This is a genomic window from Bradyrhizobium sp. th-b2, assembly GCF_000426785.1.
Lineage (GTDB): Bacteria > Pseudomonadota > Alphaproteobacteria > Rhizobiales > Xanthobacteraceae > Bradyrhizobium > Bradyrhizobium septentrionale.
The window spans coordinates 47,787-62,246 of the sequence record NZ_AUGA01000042.1; the positions used below are offsets into that span (position 1 = coordinate 47,787).

14 protein-coding genes are annotated in these 14,460 nt (G+C 64.9%); 7 read left to right on the forward strand and 7 right to left on the reverse strand.

The window, feature by feature from the left end:
* Window positions 1-16: 16 nt before the first annotated feature.
* A complete protein-coding gene (locus tag K359_RS0134330; protein WP_029083359.1) occupies window positions 17-415 on the forward strand; it encodes an MAPEG family protein in 399 nt (132 codons plus the stop codon).
* 107 nt (window positions 416-522) lie between these two features.
* Here K359_RS0134330 and K359_RS53795 read toward each other — a convergent pair whose 3' ends face one another.
* From K359_RS53795 to K359_RS0134355, 5 genes are all read right to left on the reverse strand, one after another.
* Window positions 523-1,140, reverse strand: a complete 618-nt coding sequence (locus K359_RS53795; RefSeq protein ID WP_051346564.1) for a bifunctional 2-polyprenyl-6-hydroxyphenol methylase/3-demethylubiquinol 3-O-methyltransferase UbiG — start codon at window positions 1,138-1,140, stop codon at window positions 523-525.
* Window positions 1,141-1,154: 14 nt separating this feature from the next.
* Entirely contained in the window at window positions 1,155-2,135 is a 981-nt protein-coding gene (gene argC / locus K359_RS0134340) for an N-acetyl-gamma-glutamyl-phosphate reductase (protein WP_029083360.1), read from the reverse strand.
* The gene (locus tag K359_RS0134345) at window positions 2,132-2,809 is read right to left on the reverse strand and encodes an FMN-binding negative transcriptional regulator (RefSeq protein WP_029083361.1); all 678 of its coding nucleotides are present in this window, start codon (window positions 2,807-2,809) and stop codon (window positions 2,132-2,134) included. Before K359_RS0134345 ends, argC begins: the two co-directional genes overlap by 4 nt.
* 220 nt (window positions 2,810-3,029) lie before the next feature.
* Window positions 3,030-4,019, reverse strand: a complete 990-nt coding sequence (locus K359_RS0134350; protein ID WP_029083362.1) for an MBL fold metallo-hydrolase — start codon at window positions 4,017-4,019, stop codon at window positions 3,030-3,032.
* A gap of 152 nt (window positions 4,020-4,171) precedes the next feature.
* On the reverse strand, window positions 4,172-4,702 hold the full coding sequence (locus K359_RS0134355; RefSeq protein WP_029083363.1) for a DedA family protein: 531 nt from the start codon (window positions 4,700-4,702) through the stop codon (window positions 4,172-4,174).
* 188 nt (window positions 4,703-4,890) lie between these two features.
* Here K359_RS0134355 and K359_RS53800 point away from each other — a divergent pair, with 188 nt between their 5' ends.
* The 4 genes from K359_RS53800 (at window position 4,891) to K359_RS0134375 (ending at window position 9,424) form a co-directional block, all read left to right on the forward strand.
* Window positions 4,891-5,199: a hypothetical protein gene (locus K359_RS53800; protein ID WP_245284808.1), complete on the forward strand. Its 309-nt coding sequence runs from the start codon at window positions 4,891-4,893 to the stop codon at window positions 5,197-5,199.
* Between the two features lie 186 nt (window positions 5,200-5,385).
* The gene (gene parE / locus K359_RS0134365) at window positions 5,386-7,446 is read left to right on the forward strand and encodes a DNA topoisomerase IV subunit B (RefSeq protein WP_029083364.1); all 2,061 of its coding nucleotides are present in this window, start codon (window positions 5,386-5,388) and stop codon (window positions 7,444-7,446) included.
* Window positions 7,447-7,675: 229 nt separating this feature from the next.
* Window positions 7,676-8,467 (forward strand): outer membrane protein, encoded by a 792-nt coding sequence (locus K359_RS0134370; protein WP_029083365.1) that lies wholly within the window; start codon window positions 7,676-7,678, stop codon window positions 8,465-8,467.
* A gap of 186 nt (window positions 8,468-8,653) precedes the next feature.
* Complete coding sequence (locus tag K359_RS0134375) at window positions 8,654-9,424, forward strand: SDR family NAD(P)-dependent oxidoreductase (protein WP_029083366.1); 771 nt, start codon at window positions 8,654-8,656, stop codon at window positions 9,422-9,424.
* Window positions 9,425-9,554: 130 nt separating this feature from the next.
* Here K359_RS0134375 and K359_RS0134380 read toward each other — a convergent pair whose 3' ends face one another.
* A complete protein-coding gene (locus tag K359_RS0134380) occupies window positions 9,555-10,799 on the reverse strand; it encodes an FAD-dependent oxidoreductase (RefSeq protein WP_029083367.1) in 1,245 nt (414 codons plus the stop codon).
* A 64-nt stretch (window positions 10,800-10,863) separates the two neighbouring features.
* Window positions 10,864-12,360 carry a caspase family protein gene (locus tag K359_RS0134385; protein WP_029083368.1) on the reverse strand — a complete coding sequence of 499 codons (1,497 nt, stop codon included), beginning with the start codon at window positions 12,358-12,360 and terminating at the stop codon, window positions 10,864-10,866.
* A gap of 241 nt (window positions 12,361-12,601) precedes the next feature.
* On the opposite strand from K359_RS0134385, the gene K359_RS0134390 reads away from it, so the two are divergent.
* Both K359_RS0134390 and K359_RS53805 read left to right on the forward strand, forming a co-directional pair.
* Window positions 12,602-13,555 carry a helix-turn-helix domain-containing protein gene (locus K359_RS0134390; protein WP_029083369.1) on the forward strand — a complete coding sequence of 318 codons (954 nt, stop codon included), beginning with the start codon at window positions 12,602-12,604 and terminating at the stop codon, window positions 13,553-13,555.
* 251 nt (window positions 13,556-13,806) lie between these two features.
* Window positions 13,807-14,316: a hypothetical protein gene (locus tag K359_RS53805; RefSeq protein WP_156928800.1), complete on the forward strand. Its 510-nt coding sequence runs from the start codon at window positions 13,807-13,809 to the stop codon at window positions 14,314-14,316.
* The last annotated feature ends 144 nt before the right edge of the window (window positions 14,317-14,460 follow it).

Genomic DNA, 14,460 nt, shown 5'->3' on the forward strand with positions numbered 1-14,460 from the left:
ACGTGAGGGGGAGACGATGACGCGCGAACTGTTCTGGCTGTCGCTGACGGTGATCCTGACCGGGCTGCTGTGGGTTCCCTACATCATCAACCGCTGCCAGGTGCGCGGCCTCTCCGGCGCGATGGGCAATCCCTCGCGCAACGACAAGCCGCACGCCGAATGGGCGAACCGGCTGATGTTCGCGCACGACAACGCGGTCGAGAACCTCGTGATCTTCGCGCCGCTGGTCCTGATCCTCAACGCCGCCGACTATTCCACCAAATGGACCGTGCTCGCCTGCGCCGTCTATTTCTGGGCCCGCGTCGCGCATCTGGTCGTCTACACGCTCGGCCTGCCGGTGTTCCGCACCCTGGCCTTCACGGTCGGCTTCATCGCGCAAGCGGTGCTCGCGCTCGCGATCTTCAAGATCGTCTGAGCTATCAATTCGCGCCGGCCGCGGTGCTGAAGCACGATGAAGTCATCGCGCTTCAACTCTTTTCTTGAGCATGATCGCTTCGGAAAACCGCTTCACACTTTTCCGGATCATGCTCTAGTCGCGCCGGCGCTATTCCTTAAGCCCTTGCGCACGACGATATGCAGCATCGTCGCGGGCGCCTCGTCAAAACTCTTGACCTCGCTGGTGTCGGACGAGACTTGGGTCCACGCCCCTGACGATGCGTAGGTCGCCGCCAGCCAGTCGGCCGCGGGGTAATTGTAGTAGCGGCCGATGCTGTCGCGGCCATCGCCATGGCCGATCTTGTAGCTCGCGTAGAAGATACCGCCGGACTTCAGCGCCCGGTGGATGCGGCTGATGATGCCGGCCAGTTCGTCGCGCGGCACGTGCAGCAGGCACGCGCTGGCCCAGACGCCGTCATAGACGTCCAGATCGTCGAGCTGGTCGAACAGCATCGCCTCGACCGGATGATTGATGCGGCGCGCCGCGACCTCGGCCATCTCGGGTGAACCATCGGTCGCACGCAGCACAAAGCCTTCGGCGAGCATGACCGCGGCATGATTGCCGGCGCCGCAGCCGAGTTCGAGGATCGCGCCGCCTCTCGGCAACAGGCCGAGAAAGCCCTTGAGCCGGGCGGACGGTGCTTTCGCCCACCCGGCATAGGCCTCGGCATTGCGCCGGTAGAATTGCAGCGTGGCGTCGTCCACGATGCGCCTCGCAGTTAGCTGTCGGCCAGTCCGAGCATCAGCCGCATGTTCTGCACGGCAGCGCCCGACGCACCCTTGCCCAGATTGTCGAGGCGGGCGACCAGCACCGCCTGATGGTGCTTGTCGCTGGCGAAGACATAGAGCTCGAGCTGGTTGGTCTCGTTGAGCGCCTCCGGCTCGATCTTTCCGCCCTTGCTGGCCTCGTTCTGCAGCGGCATCACCGAGACGTATTTGCTGCCGGCGTACCACTTCGCCAAAACAGCCTGCAGATCAGAACCGGTCGGCTTGCCCGGCAGCGCGTCGAGCTGCAGCGGCACCGAGACCAGCATGCCCTGCCGGTAGTTGCCGACCGACGGGATGAAGATCGGCCGCCGCGTCAGATGCGAATACAGTTGCATCTCCGGCACGTGCTTGTGCTCGAAGCCGAGGCCATAGAGCTCGAAGGCCGGCGCCAAGCCGTCCTCGAAGCTTGCGATCATCGACTTGCCGCCGCCCGAATAGCCGCTCACCGCGTTGACGGTGACGGGGTAATCCGCCGGCAGCAGGCCGGCATCGACGATCGGCCGCAGCAGCGCGATCGCGCCGGTCGGATAGCAGCCCGGATTGGAGACCTTTTTCGCGTTGCGAATCTTGTCGGCCTGGTCAGGCGCGAGCTCGGCGAAGCCATAGGCCCAGTCGGGCGCGACCCGATAGGCCGTCGACGCGTCGAGCACTTTCGGCGCTGAATTGCCCATGGTGTCGATCAGTGCGACGGTCTCCTTGGCGGCCTCGTCGGGCAGGCAGAGGATCACGAGATCCACCTCCTCCATCAGCGCGCGCTTGGCACCGGCATCCTTCCGCTTGTCCTCGGCGATGTGCTTCACCGCGACGTCGCCGATCGCGTGCAGCCGCTCCTGGATGCCGAGACCAGTGGTGCCGGATGCGCCATCGACGAACACGGTGGCCTTGGTCGCACCGCTCTTGATTTTCGGTTGGTTGGTGTCGGTGAGGGTCATGGCACGCTCCTTTCGAGCTCGTTGGTTTTGATAGCAAAGACATCCGGCCTAGCCTGCCGCATCAGATGCGCGATCTGCTGCGCGCCGGCGTTCGCCTGCGCGGCAAGGTTGCCCGCGACCGCCGCATAGTCGGTCTCGGACTTGTGCTGGTTCAGCTTGAAGCTGCCCTCCACCTCTTCCACCGTCATCTCAAGGCCCACGATCGCCTTCTTCATGGCATCGAGCCGCGCGGCGGTCATCTTAGCCGACGTCCACGGCTTCTTCGGCAACAGCCGGTCCTCGAACTTGGCGCTCAGCGCGTCGATCTGAACCGCAAGTTCCTCACCCGACAACATCCGCACCGGCCCGGTCAGATGCACGGCCTGATAGAGCCAGGTCGGCACCTGGTCGGGCGAAACGTACCAGTCCGGCGACACATAGGCATCCGCGCCGGTGACGGCCAGCAGCCAAGGCACCTCGCAAGCCGCCCCGCCCGCCAGCTTTACCAGCGGATTGTGACGGGCAACATGAAACAGCGCCCGCGGTGTGCCGTCGGCGGCGTAGCTCAGGTAGAACGGCAGCGCGGAGGCGATCGGCTTGGTGCCGTCCGACGCGCAGGCCAAGCCAAAACCGCGCGCTTCCGCAAAGGCGAGGCTTGCGGCACGGTCGGGCTTGAAAGGCGGTGGCGTATACATGGTCGAAGCTCCTGCATGACGAAGGAGCCGCCAGATCGAACCGCGTGTCTTTTTGAGGAGAGCGCCGCGGGACAGGATCCGGCGGCAGAGGCGATGGTCTTAAACGCGAGCGACCGCCCATACCGCGAGAATGCGGCGGCGGCGGGCAATGATAATGGTCGCGGCGTTGATCATGGGCGCGGCTATAAGGCCGCGCCCTCTTGTCGTCAAGAAAAACCGTTCAGATCACCGGATTCCACGGCGCCGGCACGAGCCGGTAGCCTATGCCGTCCTTCACCACGTTGCCGAGGCCCGGGAACGGATAGTGGAAGCCTTGCACCTGCAGCCGCTCCGCAACGATCATGTCGTAGACGCGGCGGCGGGTCTTCTCCGCCACGTCGGCGTCCTGGTCGAAGAAGGCATGCCAGCCAGGATTGGTCGCGAACAAAAGCGGATTGTTGGTGACGTCGGACTGGATGAAGACCTTGTCCGGGCCCGAGGCCAGCACGTAGGAGGTGTGGCCCGGCGTATGGCCGACGGTTTCGACCGAGGTCAGGCCCGGCGCGATCTCCTTGCCCCATTCGTAGGGCGTGACCTTCTTCTTCAGGCCGGCCTCGAAGATGTTGCGGTTGTTCTTGAACAGGCCCTGCATGCGGCCGGCCGGCGCCCGGCTCATCTCGCCGTCGTCCATCCAGAACTTCCATTCGGTCGCCGGCACCAGCACTTCGGCATTCGGGAATGCCGGCGTGCCTTCGGCGGTCAAGAGGCCGTTCACATGGTCGCCATGGAAATGCGAGATCACGACCATGTCGACAGCCTTGGGGTCGAAGCCGGCCGCGACGAAATTGTCGGCGAACAGGCCGTTGGCGCCCTTCGAGCTGGCCTTCGCCAGCGCGCCGTTGCCGGTGTCGATCACGACGAGCTTGCCGCCGGTGTTGAGCACCAGCGGCGCGAACCAGATCGTCACCATGTCGCGCGGCATGAACGCCTTCTCCAGCGCCGCGTTGATTTCGTCCCGCTTCGCATTGGGAATGAAGGCGTCTTCCAGCTTGAAGACGTTCTTGCCGTCGGACACCGCGGTGACCGTGATGTCGCCGACCTTGTAGCGATAGAAGCTCGGCGCCTGCTTGTCGGCGGCGGGTGCCGTGGCGGCCGCGGGACCGGCTGATAATAACGGTGCGGCGGCGATGCCGGCAGCGCCGGCGAGAGCGTGACGTCGTGTCAATTCCATATCATGACTCCCAGTGAAACGGTGATGCGATCGGTGGATGTCGCGCTTGCGGCGGTGAAGTTGTATCAGCGTCTCGATGCTCGTGCGATGACAGAACCGCGAGCGCGGCTCTCCCGCCTAACCCCTGCATCGGGGCGTTATTCCGAGGTGCACTACACCGCCCGCCACATCCACTCGATAGCTTGGCCAATGACGTCGCCGAACAGCAGCAGCGCGGCCGACCAGACCAGCGCGGAGACGAAATTGGCGACCTGGAATTGCCAGTACGACATCTCGAAAATGCCGGCCGCCAGCGGCACCGAGGCGCGCAGCGGGCCGAAGAAGCGGCCGATGAAGATGCTGGGCACGCCCCAGCTCTTCACGAAGGCCTCGCCGCGCGGCAGGATTTCCGGATAGCGCGACAACGGCCACATCTGCGCGACCTGCTCCTTGTAGCGGTAGCCGAACCAATAGGAGACCCAGTCACCGAGCGCGGCGCCAATGCCGCCGGCGATCCAGATCGGCCAGAAGCTGATGCCGCTGACGCCGATCAACGCGCCGATCGCAACCAGCGCGCCCCAGGCGGGCACCAGCAATGAAATGAAGGCGAGCGATTCAGCGAACGCCAGCAGCATGACGATCGGAGCGGCCCAGACCTGGTGATGGCGGACGAATTCGGCCAGGGCCCGCGTAATATCTTCCATCTCGTCGAGTGCCTTCCGCTCCGTTGAACCTCGAATGAACCTTTGTAGCGGCACGCAGCCTAAGAACAGGTAAGCCGGCCGATTGCGTGACATCAAGTCACAAAGGCGGGGATCGAACGTGATTTCCCGTAAGGCCCCTGCGGTCCAGGCTGGCTGGCATCCCCCTCACAAGAAAAAGGAAATCCTGGATGATCGGATCGCTGATGATGTGCGTGAGCGTTCTCGTCCTGTTGTTCGGAATGCTCGCGGGCATTGCCATGGGTATCGAGCACGACTTCACGTTAGGACCGGCGCACGCGCATCTCAACCTCGTGGGCGGCGTGCTGTTGTTCCTGTTCGGCCTGTACTACCGGCTGGTGCCGGCCGCGGGCACCATGCTGCTGGCGAAGATCCAGGGCTGGCTGCACATCGTCGGCGGCATCCTGTTCCCGGCAGCGTGGCAGCGGTGCTGCTCAAGGGGACCTCGTTCGAGGCGGCGCCGATCGTCGGATCCCTGACGGTGGTTGTCGCCATGGCCCTGTTCACGGTCGTTGTGTTCCGCACCTCGAAAGCGTAATCGCGGGCTCCTATCTACAGAGGCGGCCGGGCCCCCGGGGTGCGGCCGTCCCCATAGGCAGCCCATCCGTGGCATAGTCAGAGCAACCGATTCGCTGCGCCAAAACTGGCGCGCCACTTGAAGAACCATGGCCAAAGCATTGAAGTCGAACGCCAAAAGCAAATCCGCTGAAGATCTGTTCGGAGCCCCGGAACCGAAGGGCCGCGCCCCGGCGAAGGCTGCTTCCCGGCCGACCTCAGGCGCCGAAGCCAGCTATACCGCTGATGATATCGAGGTGCTGGAAGGGCTCGAGCCGGTCCGCCGGCGCCCCGGCATGTATATCGGCGGCACCGATGAAAAGGCGTTGCATCACCTGTTCGCCGAAGTGATCGACAATTCGATGGACGAGGCGCTTGCCGGGCACGCCACCTTCATCGAGGTCGAGCTGACCGCCGACGGCTTCCTGACCGTGACCGACAATGGCCGCGGCATTCCGGTCGACGCGCACAAGAAATTCCCGAAGAAGTCGGCGCTCGAAGTCATCATGTGTACGCTGCATTCGGGCGGCAAGTTCGACTCCAAGGTCTACGAGACCTCTGGCGGTCTGCACGGTGTCGGCGTCTCCGTGGTCAACGCGCTCTCCTCGCGGCTCGAGGTCGAGGTTGCGCGCAGCGGGCAGTTGCACCGCATGACCTTCGAGCGCGGCCATCCCAAGGGCAAGCTCGAAGACCTCGGCAAGATCAACAACCGCCGCGGCACCCGTATCCGCTTCAAGCCGGACACCGACATCTTCGGCGCCAAGGCGGCCTTCAAGCCGCAACGTCTGTTCAAGATGACGCGTTCGAAGGCGTATCTGTTCGGCGGTGTCGAGATTCGCTGGCGCTGCGACCAGGAGCTGTTGAAGGGCGTCGAAGACGTCCCGGCGGAAGCCAAATTCCACTTCCCCGGCGGCCTGAAGGATTATCTGGCTGCGGCGATCCACGCCGACACGCTGGTGCATCAGGATATCTTCTCCGGCAAGTCCGGCCGCAGCGGCGCGCATGGCGCCTGCGAATGGGCGGTGGCCTGGACCGCCGATGCCGACGGCTTCCTGTCGTCCTACACCAACACGGTGCCGACACCCGACGGCGGCACGCATGAATCGGGCCTGCGCAGCGCGCTGCTGCGCGGCTTGAAGGATCATGCCGAACGTGCAGGCCAGGGCAAACGCGCAGCCTCCATCACCTCGGAAGACGTGATGGTCGGCGCGGCCGTCATGCTCTCGGTGTTCGTGCGCGAGCCTGAATTCCAGGGTCAGACCAAGGATCGCCTCGCTACCGCCGAAGCGCAGCGCATCGTCGAACAGGCGATCAAGGACCCGTTCGACCACTGGCTGTCAGGCAATCCGAACCAGGCCAACCGGCTGCTCGATTTCGTGATCGATCGCGCCGAGGAACGGCTGCGCCGCCGCCAGGAGAAAGAAACCGCGCGCAAGACCGCCGGCAAGAAGCTGCGTCTGCCCGGCAAGCTCGCCGATTGCTCCGACGCCGGCACCGAAGGCTCCGAACTGTTCATCGTCGAAGGTGACTCGGCCGGCGGCAGCGCCAAGCAGGCGCGCGATCGCAAGACGCAGGCCGTGCTGCCGCTGCGCGGCAAGATCCTCAACGTCGCGTCTGCGGGCAAGGACAAGCTGACCGCCAACGCGCAGCTCTCCGATCTCGTGCAGGCGATCGGCTGCGGCACGCTCGCGCATTACCGCGAAGAGGATCTCCGCTATCAGCGCATCATCATCATGACCGACGCCGACGTCGACGGCGCGCACATCGCATCGCTGCTGATCACCTTCTTCTACCGGCAGATACCGCGGCTGATCGACGAGGGGCATCTCTATCTGGCGGTGCCGCCGCTCTACAAGCTGACCCACGGCACCAGATCCGTCTATGCCCGCGACGACGCAGATAAAGATCGATTGCTGAAGAGCGAGTTCAACGCCAACGCCAAGGTCGAGGTGAATCGCTTCAAAGGCCTTGGCGAGATGAATCCGGCGCAGCTGAAGGAAACCACGATGGATCCGGCCAAGCGCATGATGCTGCGCGTGGTGCTGCTCGCCGACGATCGCGAGGGCACCGCCGACTCGGTCGAGCGGCTGATGGGCACCAAGGCGGAAGCCCGCTTTACCTTCATCTCGGACAAGGCCGAATTCGCGAGCGACGATCTGCTCGACGTCTAGGTCACAACCAACTGATTTGAAATGATTTTCCGGCCGCCTCCTGATCGGGGCGGCCGTTTTCATTCGCCTTTTCCGAGAGCGCCGACGATTTCGTTTTCGGGCGGTTGTGTCTCACCCGCAACAGCATTTCCGGCGGAACCACGTATAGTCCCCAACATGAGTTTCGGGAATCGGTGCCAAGGCGCTCCCGTCAGCGACCCGATCGAACGCTAAAGTCGAGGATTTGGAAATGAAGAAGATTTTGCTCGCTCTGACCGCGGTTGCTGCGATGACGGCTTCGGCGTCGGCTGCCGACCTGGCCGCCCGCCCCTACACCAAGGCCCCCGCTCCGCTCCCGGTCGCTCCGAGCTGGACCGGCTTCTACATCTTCGGCGGTGGCGGCGGCGGCATCTGGGACGCTGACACCGGTGTCCAGTCGACCACCACGGGCGCGCCGATCCTCGGCTTCAACCAGCGCCAGGGCGGCGATGGCTGGTATGGCACCGTCGGCGCCGGTTACGACTGGCAGACCGCCAACAGCTGGGTTATCGGCGTGTTCGCCGACGGTCAGTTCGGCAGCCTGAAGGGCACGATCCAGGATCAGGGTCCGTTCCTCGCCGGCAATATTAAGAACGACTACAGCTGGGCCGCCGGTGCGCGCCTGGGTTATCTGGTCGCTCCGAACGTTCTGTCCTACGTCAACGCCGGTTACTCCAGCTCGCACTGGAAGGGCACCACGCTGTTCAACACCGCGACCGCTCTTCCCTCGGGTCTGCACACCGACGGCTTCGATCGCAGCGGCTGGTTCGTCGGCGGCGGCGTCGAGAACAACCTGAACATCTTCGGCATCACCGCGCCGGGCTGGTTCATGAAGACCGAGTACCGCGCCGCTTACTACGACAACAGGAACATCTCCGAGCTGGCTGACGGCACCAATATCTCGAACGGTCGCGACATCACCTTCAGGCCGCTCGTCCAGACCATCAGCACCGCGCTGGTCTACCGCTTCAACTGGACCGGCCCGGTTGTCGCCAAGTACTGATCTCTGCTGATAGCAGACCAAAAGCCCCGGCATTGTCCGGGGCTTTTTTGTTGCGCTAACGTCTTCGCGAGGCAGTCCCCTGCGCATGCCGGCTGGCGCAGAGCCGCCCGGCTGCGCCTGATCTGGTCAGCGTTGTGGCGATCGGGCACTCTTGATCCCCGGTTCAAACCAAAGCGGACAACAACAATGAAAAACGGACAGTTTGATCTCTCGGGCCGGGTCGCCATCGTCACCGGCGGCAATGGCGGCATCGGGCTCGGCATGGCGCGCGGCCTGGCGGACGCCGGCGCCGCGATTGCCGTGGTCGGCCGCAACGAGGCGAAATCGAAAGCGGCGGTCGAAGATCTCGGCAAGCGCGGCGTCAAGGCGATCGCGGTGGCAACCGACGTGACCGACAAGGCGGCGGTCGCGGCGATGATCGAGCGGGTTATTGGCGAGCTCGGCGGGATCGACATCCTCGTCAACAACGCCGGCATGAGCATCCGCAAGCCGCCGCACGAGCTCGAGCTCGACGAATGGAGCAAGGTGATCGACACCAACCTCACCAGCGCGTTCCTTTGCTCGAAGGCGGCCTACCCGGCGCTCAAGGCGTCGGGCCACGGCAAGATCATCAATATCGGCTCGATGATGTCGATCTTCGGCGCGAGCTTCGCTGCGGCCTATGCCGCGAGCAAAGGCGGCATCGTGCAGTACACGCGCGCCTGCGCCAACGCCTGGGCTCCCGACAACATCCAGGTCAATGCCATCCTTCCCGGCTGGATCGACACCGATCTGACCAAGGGCGCGCGTCAACAGGTGGCCGGTCTGCACGAGCGCGTGCTCGCACGCACGCCGGCGGCACGCTGGGGGGCGATCGACGACTTCGCGGGCATCGCCGTGTTCCTGGCGTCGCCGGCCTCCGACTTCGTCACCGGCACCGCGATCCCGGTCGATGGCGGCTATTCAGTGATGGCCTGAAACACAAGAGCCCCGGCGGATCGCCGGGGCTCCTGCATCCTGTTGAGTAGCGCGCTGACCGGCGCGACCAAGCAACTTTTAATGACCAATTTAAGTAACTGTTGTCCTTGATAATTTCCGACCGCGCGGATCAGCGCGCCGCCGGCGAATGGACGTGCTCCGGCCGCACGCCGACAGCGACAAGACGCGCCGTGAGGCCCTGCAGCCAGGGCATCGCCGTGATCAGCCGCAATGCCAATGGCGCCGGCTGATCGCCCGGCTTCAGCGCCGCGGTGATGAGGTTGTTCTGCGCGATCACCTGCATGCGCTGCGTGACCCGCACCGGAAATTCGCGGCGACGCCTGACAGCATCGAGCTCGTCCTCCGACGGCAAGCCGTGCACGAGCTTGGCCGCCAGGATATTGGCGGTGGCGACCGCGTCCTGCACCGCGAGGTTGACGCCGACGCCGCCGATCGGCGACATCGCATGCGCGGCGTCACCGATGCAGAGCAGGCCGGGACGGGTCCAGCGCGTCAGGCGATTGATCGCCACCGTGAGAAGCTTGACGTCGTCAAAGCTTTTGACGTCGGCAATGCCGTCCCTGAGGATCGGCGCGAGACGCACCACGTCGTCGAGCAGCGCCGCTAGCCCCCTCGCCTTCACGGCCTCGTATTGCCCCTTGGCGATCACATAGGCGCATTGCCAATAGTTGCCGCGGTCGAACGTCACCATCATCTTGCCGTGCTCGACACGGGCGAACAGATTCTCGGTCTCGTCCGGACGGCGGCCGACGCGAAACCACAGCACGTCCATCGGCGCGCCGATCTCCTCGACCTCGAGGCCGGCGCGCTCGCGCACGATGGAATGGCGGCCGTCGCAGCCGATCGTGAGGTCGGCCTCGATATCGACAGGACCGTCAACCGTGTTGGCCCGGACGCCCGTAACGGCGGCGCCGCGCCGGATCAGGTCGGTCGCCTCGGCGCTCATCAGCACCTGCAGCGAAGGAAAGCGCCGGCCGCTCTCGCGCAGGAAATTGAGGAAGTCCCACTGCGGCATCATCGCGATGAAGGGATATTTGACGCTGAGGCGGCTGAGGTCGGCGATTCGCACCGGGGCGCCGCCAAACATGCCGTCGAGCTTCTGGATGTCCTGGTGCGGCAGCTTGAGGAAGCCCTCGATCAGACCGAGCTCGTCCATCACCTGCAGGGTCGACGGATGCACGGTGTCGCCGCGGAAGTCGCGGAAGAAGTCGGCGTACTTCTCCAGCACCACGACGTCGACCCCGGCGCGTCCGAGCAGATAGCCGAGCATCATGCCGGCCGGGCCGCCGCCGACCACGCAGCAGCGGACCTTCATCCGACGCCTGTTCGCCTGCTCCGGATTGCCTGCATCCATGATGCCGTCCTCACGCTGCCTCAGGTCTTGATTGTAGCGCGGATCGGACGACTGGGCTGCAAGCCTATCGCCTGAACGTCTTGATTTCCGACACGCTGCCGTCGCGATAGGTCAACTCCACCGAGACCGATTTGGTCTGCGGCGCGAGCTTCAGATAGGGCTGCGCGTCGGACGGGATCGCGCTCGGATCGCGCTGATTGCAGGCCGGCATCTTCAAGACCTTGTCCGGCACCGCGCTATCGATGCCGATCCGCACCTCGCGGATCGCGCAGCGATACGACATCAAATGGGTGTAGTAGACCAGCAGTCCGTTGAACTCGCGGAACGACAGCCAGCTCGTCGCGGTCATGTCGAGGATCTTGCGCTGGTCGCGGATCAGCGCGGCGTCGGGATCGAACTTGATCGGGAACGGCCCCTGCATCTCGCCCTGGGTATCGACATAGCGCAGCTGGATCGTGGCGGCCGGCGCGTCGGCCGGCAGCTCGATCGACGGATTGGGCATCCGCTTGCGGGTGCGCGGATCGAGCGTGTCCATGAAGCCGGTCTCGCGGAAATCGCCGCTGTCGCCGATCCGCCAGGAAATTCCGAGCGTCGGATCAGCGATCGAGAACACGACGGACCAGCCGCCATTGTGCCGCGAGAAGCTCGCGATCGGCGCGTTGACGGTATCCTCCTTCGGCAGCTTCGGCACCGAGACCGGCGGCAGCGCGGCCACCTGCTGCGGTGGAGCGGACGGCTTGGCCGCCTCGGCCTGCCCCTTCGCGATTCCGTTCAGGAAGACATCGTCGACCATCTGGTCGAAATAGACCGGGATCTGCTTGTGCTTCACGGTGTCGGCCATCTCGCTGACCAGGCGCCGCGTGCGCTGGGCGACCTGCACCATGTTCTCGCCTGGCTGCAGCAGTTCCTTGGCAAAAGTCCGCGTGAACACCGAATTGGGATTGGCATCGTCGTTCGAGAGACGGTCGAGCGCGGTCTGGCGCGGCCCGGCCGAAAACACCGAGAACACGCCTTCGGGCAGCTGCGTCATCGGCGCCAGTCCGCCGCCGCCGGCAACGGCGCGCGTGCCGGCGCGTTCGAACGGATTGTTGCGGCAGGCGTCGAACACCAGGATCGAGGTACGCGCCTTCTTGTTCTGCAACCGCTCGATGATGCGGTCGGCGAGCACCGAGGCGTCGCGCACCAGTTCCTCCTGCCCTTCGGTCGCAGCCGGTACGTCGGTCGGCAGCAGGAAGTTCTGGCCGGCGATCTCGAAGCCGTGGCCGGCATAGAAGAAGAACGCGGTGTCGCCTGGTTCCACGGCGCGGTCGAAAGCGAGCAATGTCTCGGAGAACGCCTGCCGGTTCAAATTCTCGGCCACCATGACGTTGAAGCCGAGCTGCTTCAGCGTGTCGCCCATGGTGCGGGCGTCGTTCACCGCCTTCTGCAGCTTGGGTACGTTCCTGTAGTCATTGTTGCCGATCACCAGCGCGACGCGCTTCTCGGCCTGGGCGGGCGCCGCCAATGCGACCAATCCAATCGCCAAAACGGTCGCCGAAAGTCTCGAAAGCCAGCTCTTCATCCGATTCCCCGCCTGCACGACAAGTGCGCCGCCCGCGCGACCGCCGCCTAATAGTCGGATCAGCCGTTTGGCCGGTTCAAGGCCGGCTGCGGATGGCCGTTCCGACCGGCCACCCCGTCCTGAATGAGGCGCTATGCCCCTCTCAGGTCAAGTTTCTTTTTCCGGTCCGCGTGATAAGATTCGCCCTCTCCATCCGGCTCGAGCTCTCCGCAGGTCCCACAGGTTTTCCACGAGCTTTTCCGTGTACACATGGTCCACTGAGCAAGTCGATCCCCGGGATCGCTTTGACTATTGGCGCGAGGTGCGCGCCAAGGGGTTGTTCGGCGTCACCGCGGAGCTCGAGCCCGAGCAGCGGGCGGACTTCTTCGGCGAGTTCTCGCTGCGCAAGCTCGGCGATGCAGGACTGGTCGAGCTGCGCGCCTCGCCCTACCGCGTCGAACGGCGCGCAGCTGACATCGCCGATGCGCAGAGCGACAGCCTGTGCATCTATCAGCAGCTCGGCGGTGGCGGCTGGTTCGGCGGCGCACGGCTCGATGAGTTCGCGGTTCGCGACGGCATGTTCGCGACCAGCTATTCGGACCTGCCCTATCGCACCGTCCCGCTGCACGACGACGGCTTCCATCTGCGCATCATCAAGATCCCGGTGGCAGGGATTATCCCGCCGGGCGCCGAGCTCGGCGAACTCGTTCCCAGGCCCGTGCCGGATCAGACCGCGCTGCGGAAGCTGCTGGAATCATGCTTCCGCGACCTGGTCGAAGGCAGCAACGCCGCGGCGGCGGACGCGCCTCCGACGGTGCAGGCGCTCGCCCATATCGCGCTGATCGACCGCGGCATCATGCGGCCGAAGAGCCGGCTCGCGCAGCAGGCGTTGCGAACCGGCCATTTGTCGCTGGCCCGCCGCCTGATCCGGCGGCATCTGTCGAATGCGGCGCTGTCGCCAAGGCTGATTGCCGGCCTGCTCGGCATCTCGGTCCGTCACCTGCACATCCTGTTCGAGGAGACGGAGATGAGCTTCTCGGAGACCGTCACCGTGCTCCGGCTCGCGCGGAGCCGCCGCCTGCTCCGCGAGACGCCGGGGCAGACGATCGCCGAGGTCGCCTTTGCCTGCGGCTTCGAAAGCCTTGCGACGTTCTACCGCCTCTTCAATGCGTCGGAATCGATGACGCCGGGCGATTACCGGGCGCGATTGGCCTAAGCGGCGGTTCGGACGCGCACGCGCCCTGGGGCTGTTGCGGGTTGCTAAAGCATGGCTATTTCCGTGCCGGCGACCGAGCACGCCGCCGCGCAATCCGACGCTCTCCGAACCGACCTGAACAGCCTGCGCGCATTGAGAAGATATTTTCCGGCGATTTCGCCAGAACCGCGCAGGCGCTTCGCCCGGACAAGACACCGCAAATCTCGTTACCGGCGACGCGCGCTCTTATGCAGAGCGAGGGGTCATGCACGATGCGCGGTAAGCACGAGGATCAGAGCCTGGAAGCGTCATCCAGCAGCCCGGCGCGCATTGTTGTCCCCGGTGTCGTGGAGTTGCATCCGGATCAGGCGCCAGCCCTCGGGGCCGCTCGTCACAGCGCTCCGACGGCAAGCAATCGCGGCTGGGCACCGTTGCTCGAGGCCTGCCTTGCCGACTTCAAGGACGCGACGGAGGCCGGTGAGACCGCCATCATTCCTGCGCTGGTTAAGATCGTAGCCGACCTCGCGCTGATCGAGCGCGGCGCGATCAGGCCGGGTAGCCGCCGTGCCCAGCAGGCGCTCCGCGTCGGCCGGCTCAGCCTGGCGCGACGCCTGATCACGCGTCATCTCGCGAAGCCGGCTCTCTCGCCCGGCATGGTCGCCGACCTGCTCGGCGTCTCGGTCCGTTACCTGCACGTCCTGTTCGAGGCGACTCGAGGCGAGCTTTTCGCAGACCGTCACCGCGCAGCGTCTACCGGATCTTCAGCGCATCCGAGGGCCTGACACCGGGCGAGTACCGGGCCGCGGGGCTCTAGGACGGGAGCACCGCGCGTCGGCGCTGCCCTCGCGCCGATTCGAAGCGGCCCGTGCAGCATGGTGCCGAGCGGCCACACTTGCGCTCATTTCGGCGGCAAGTGCGCTTTGGAT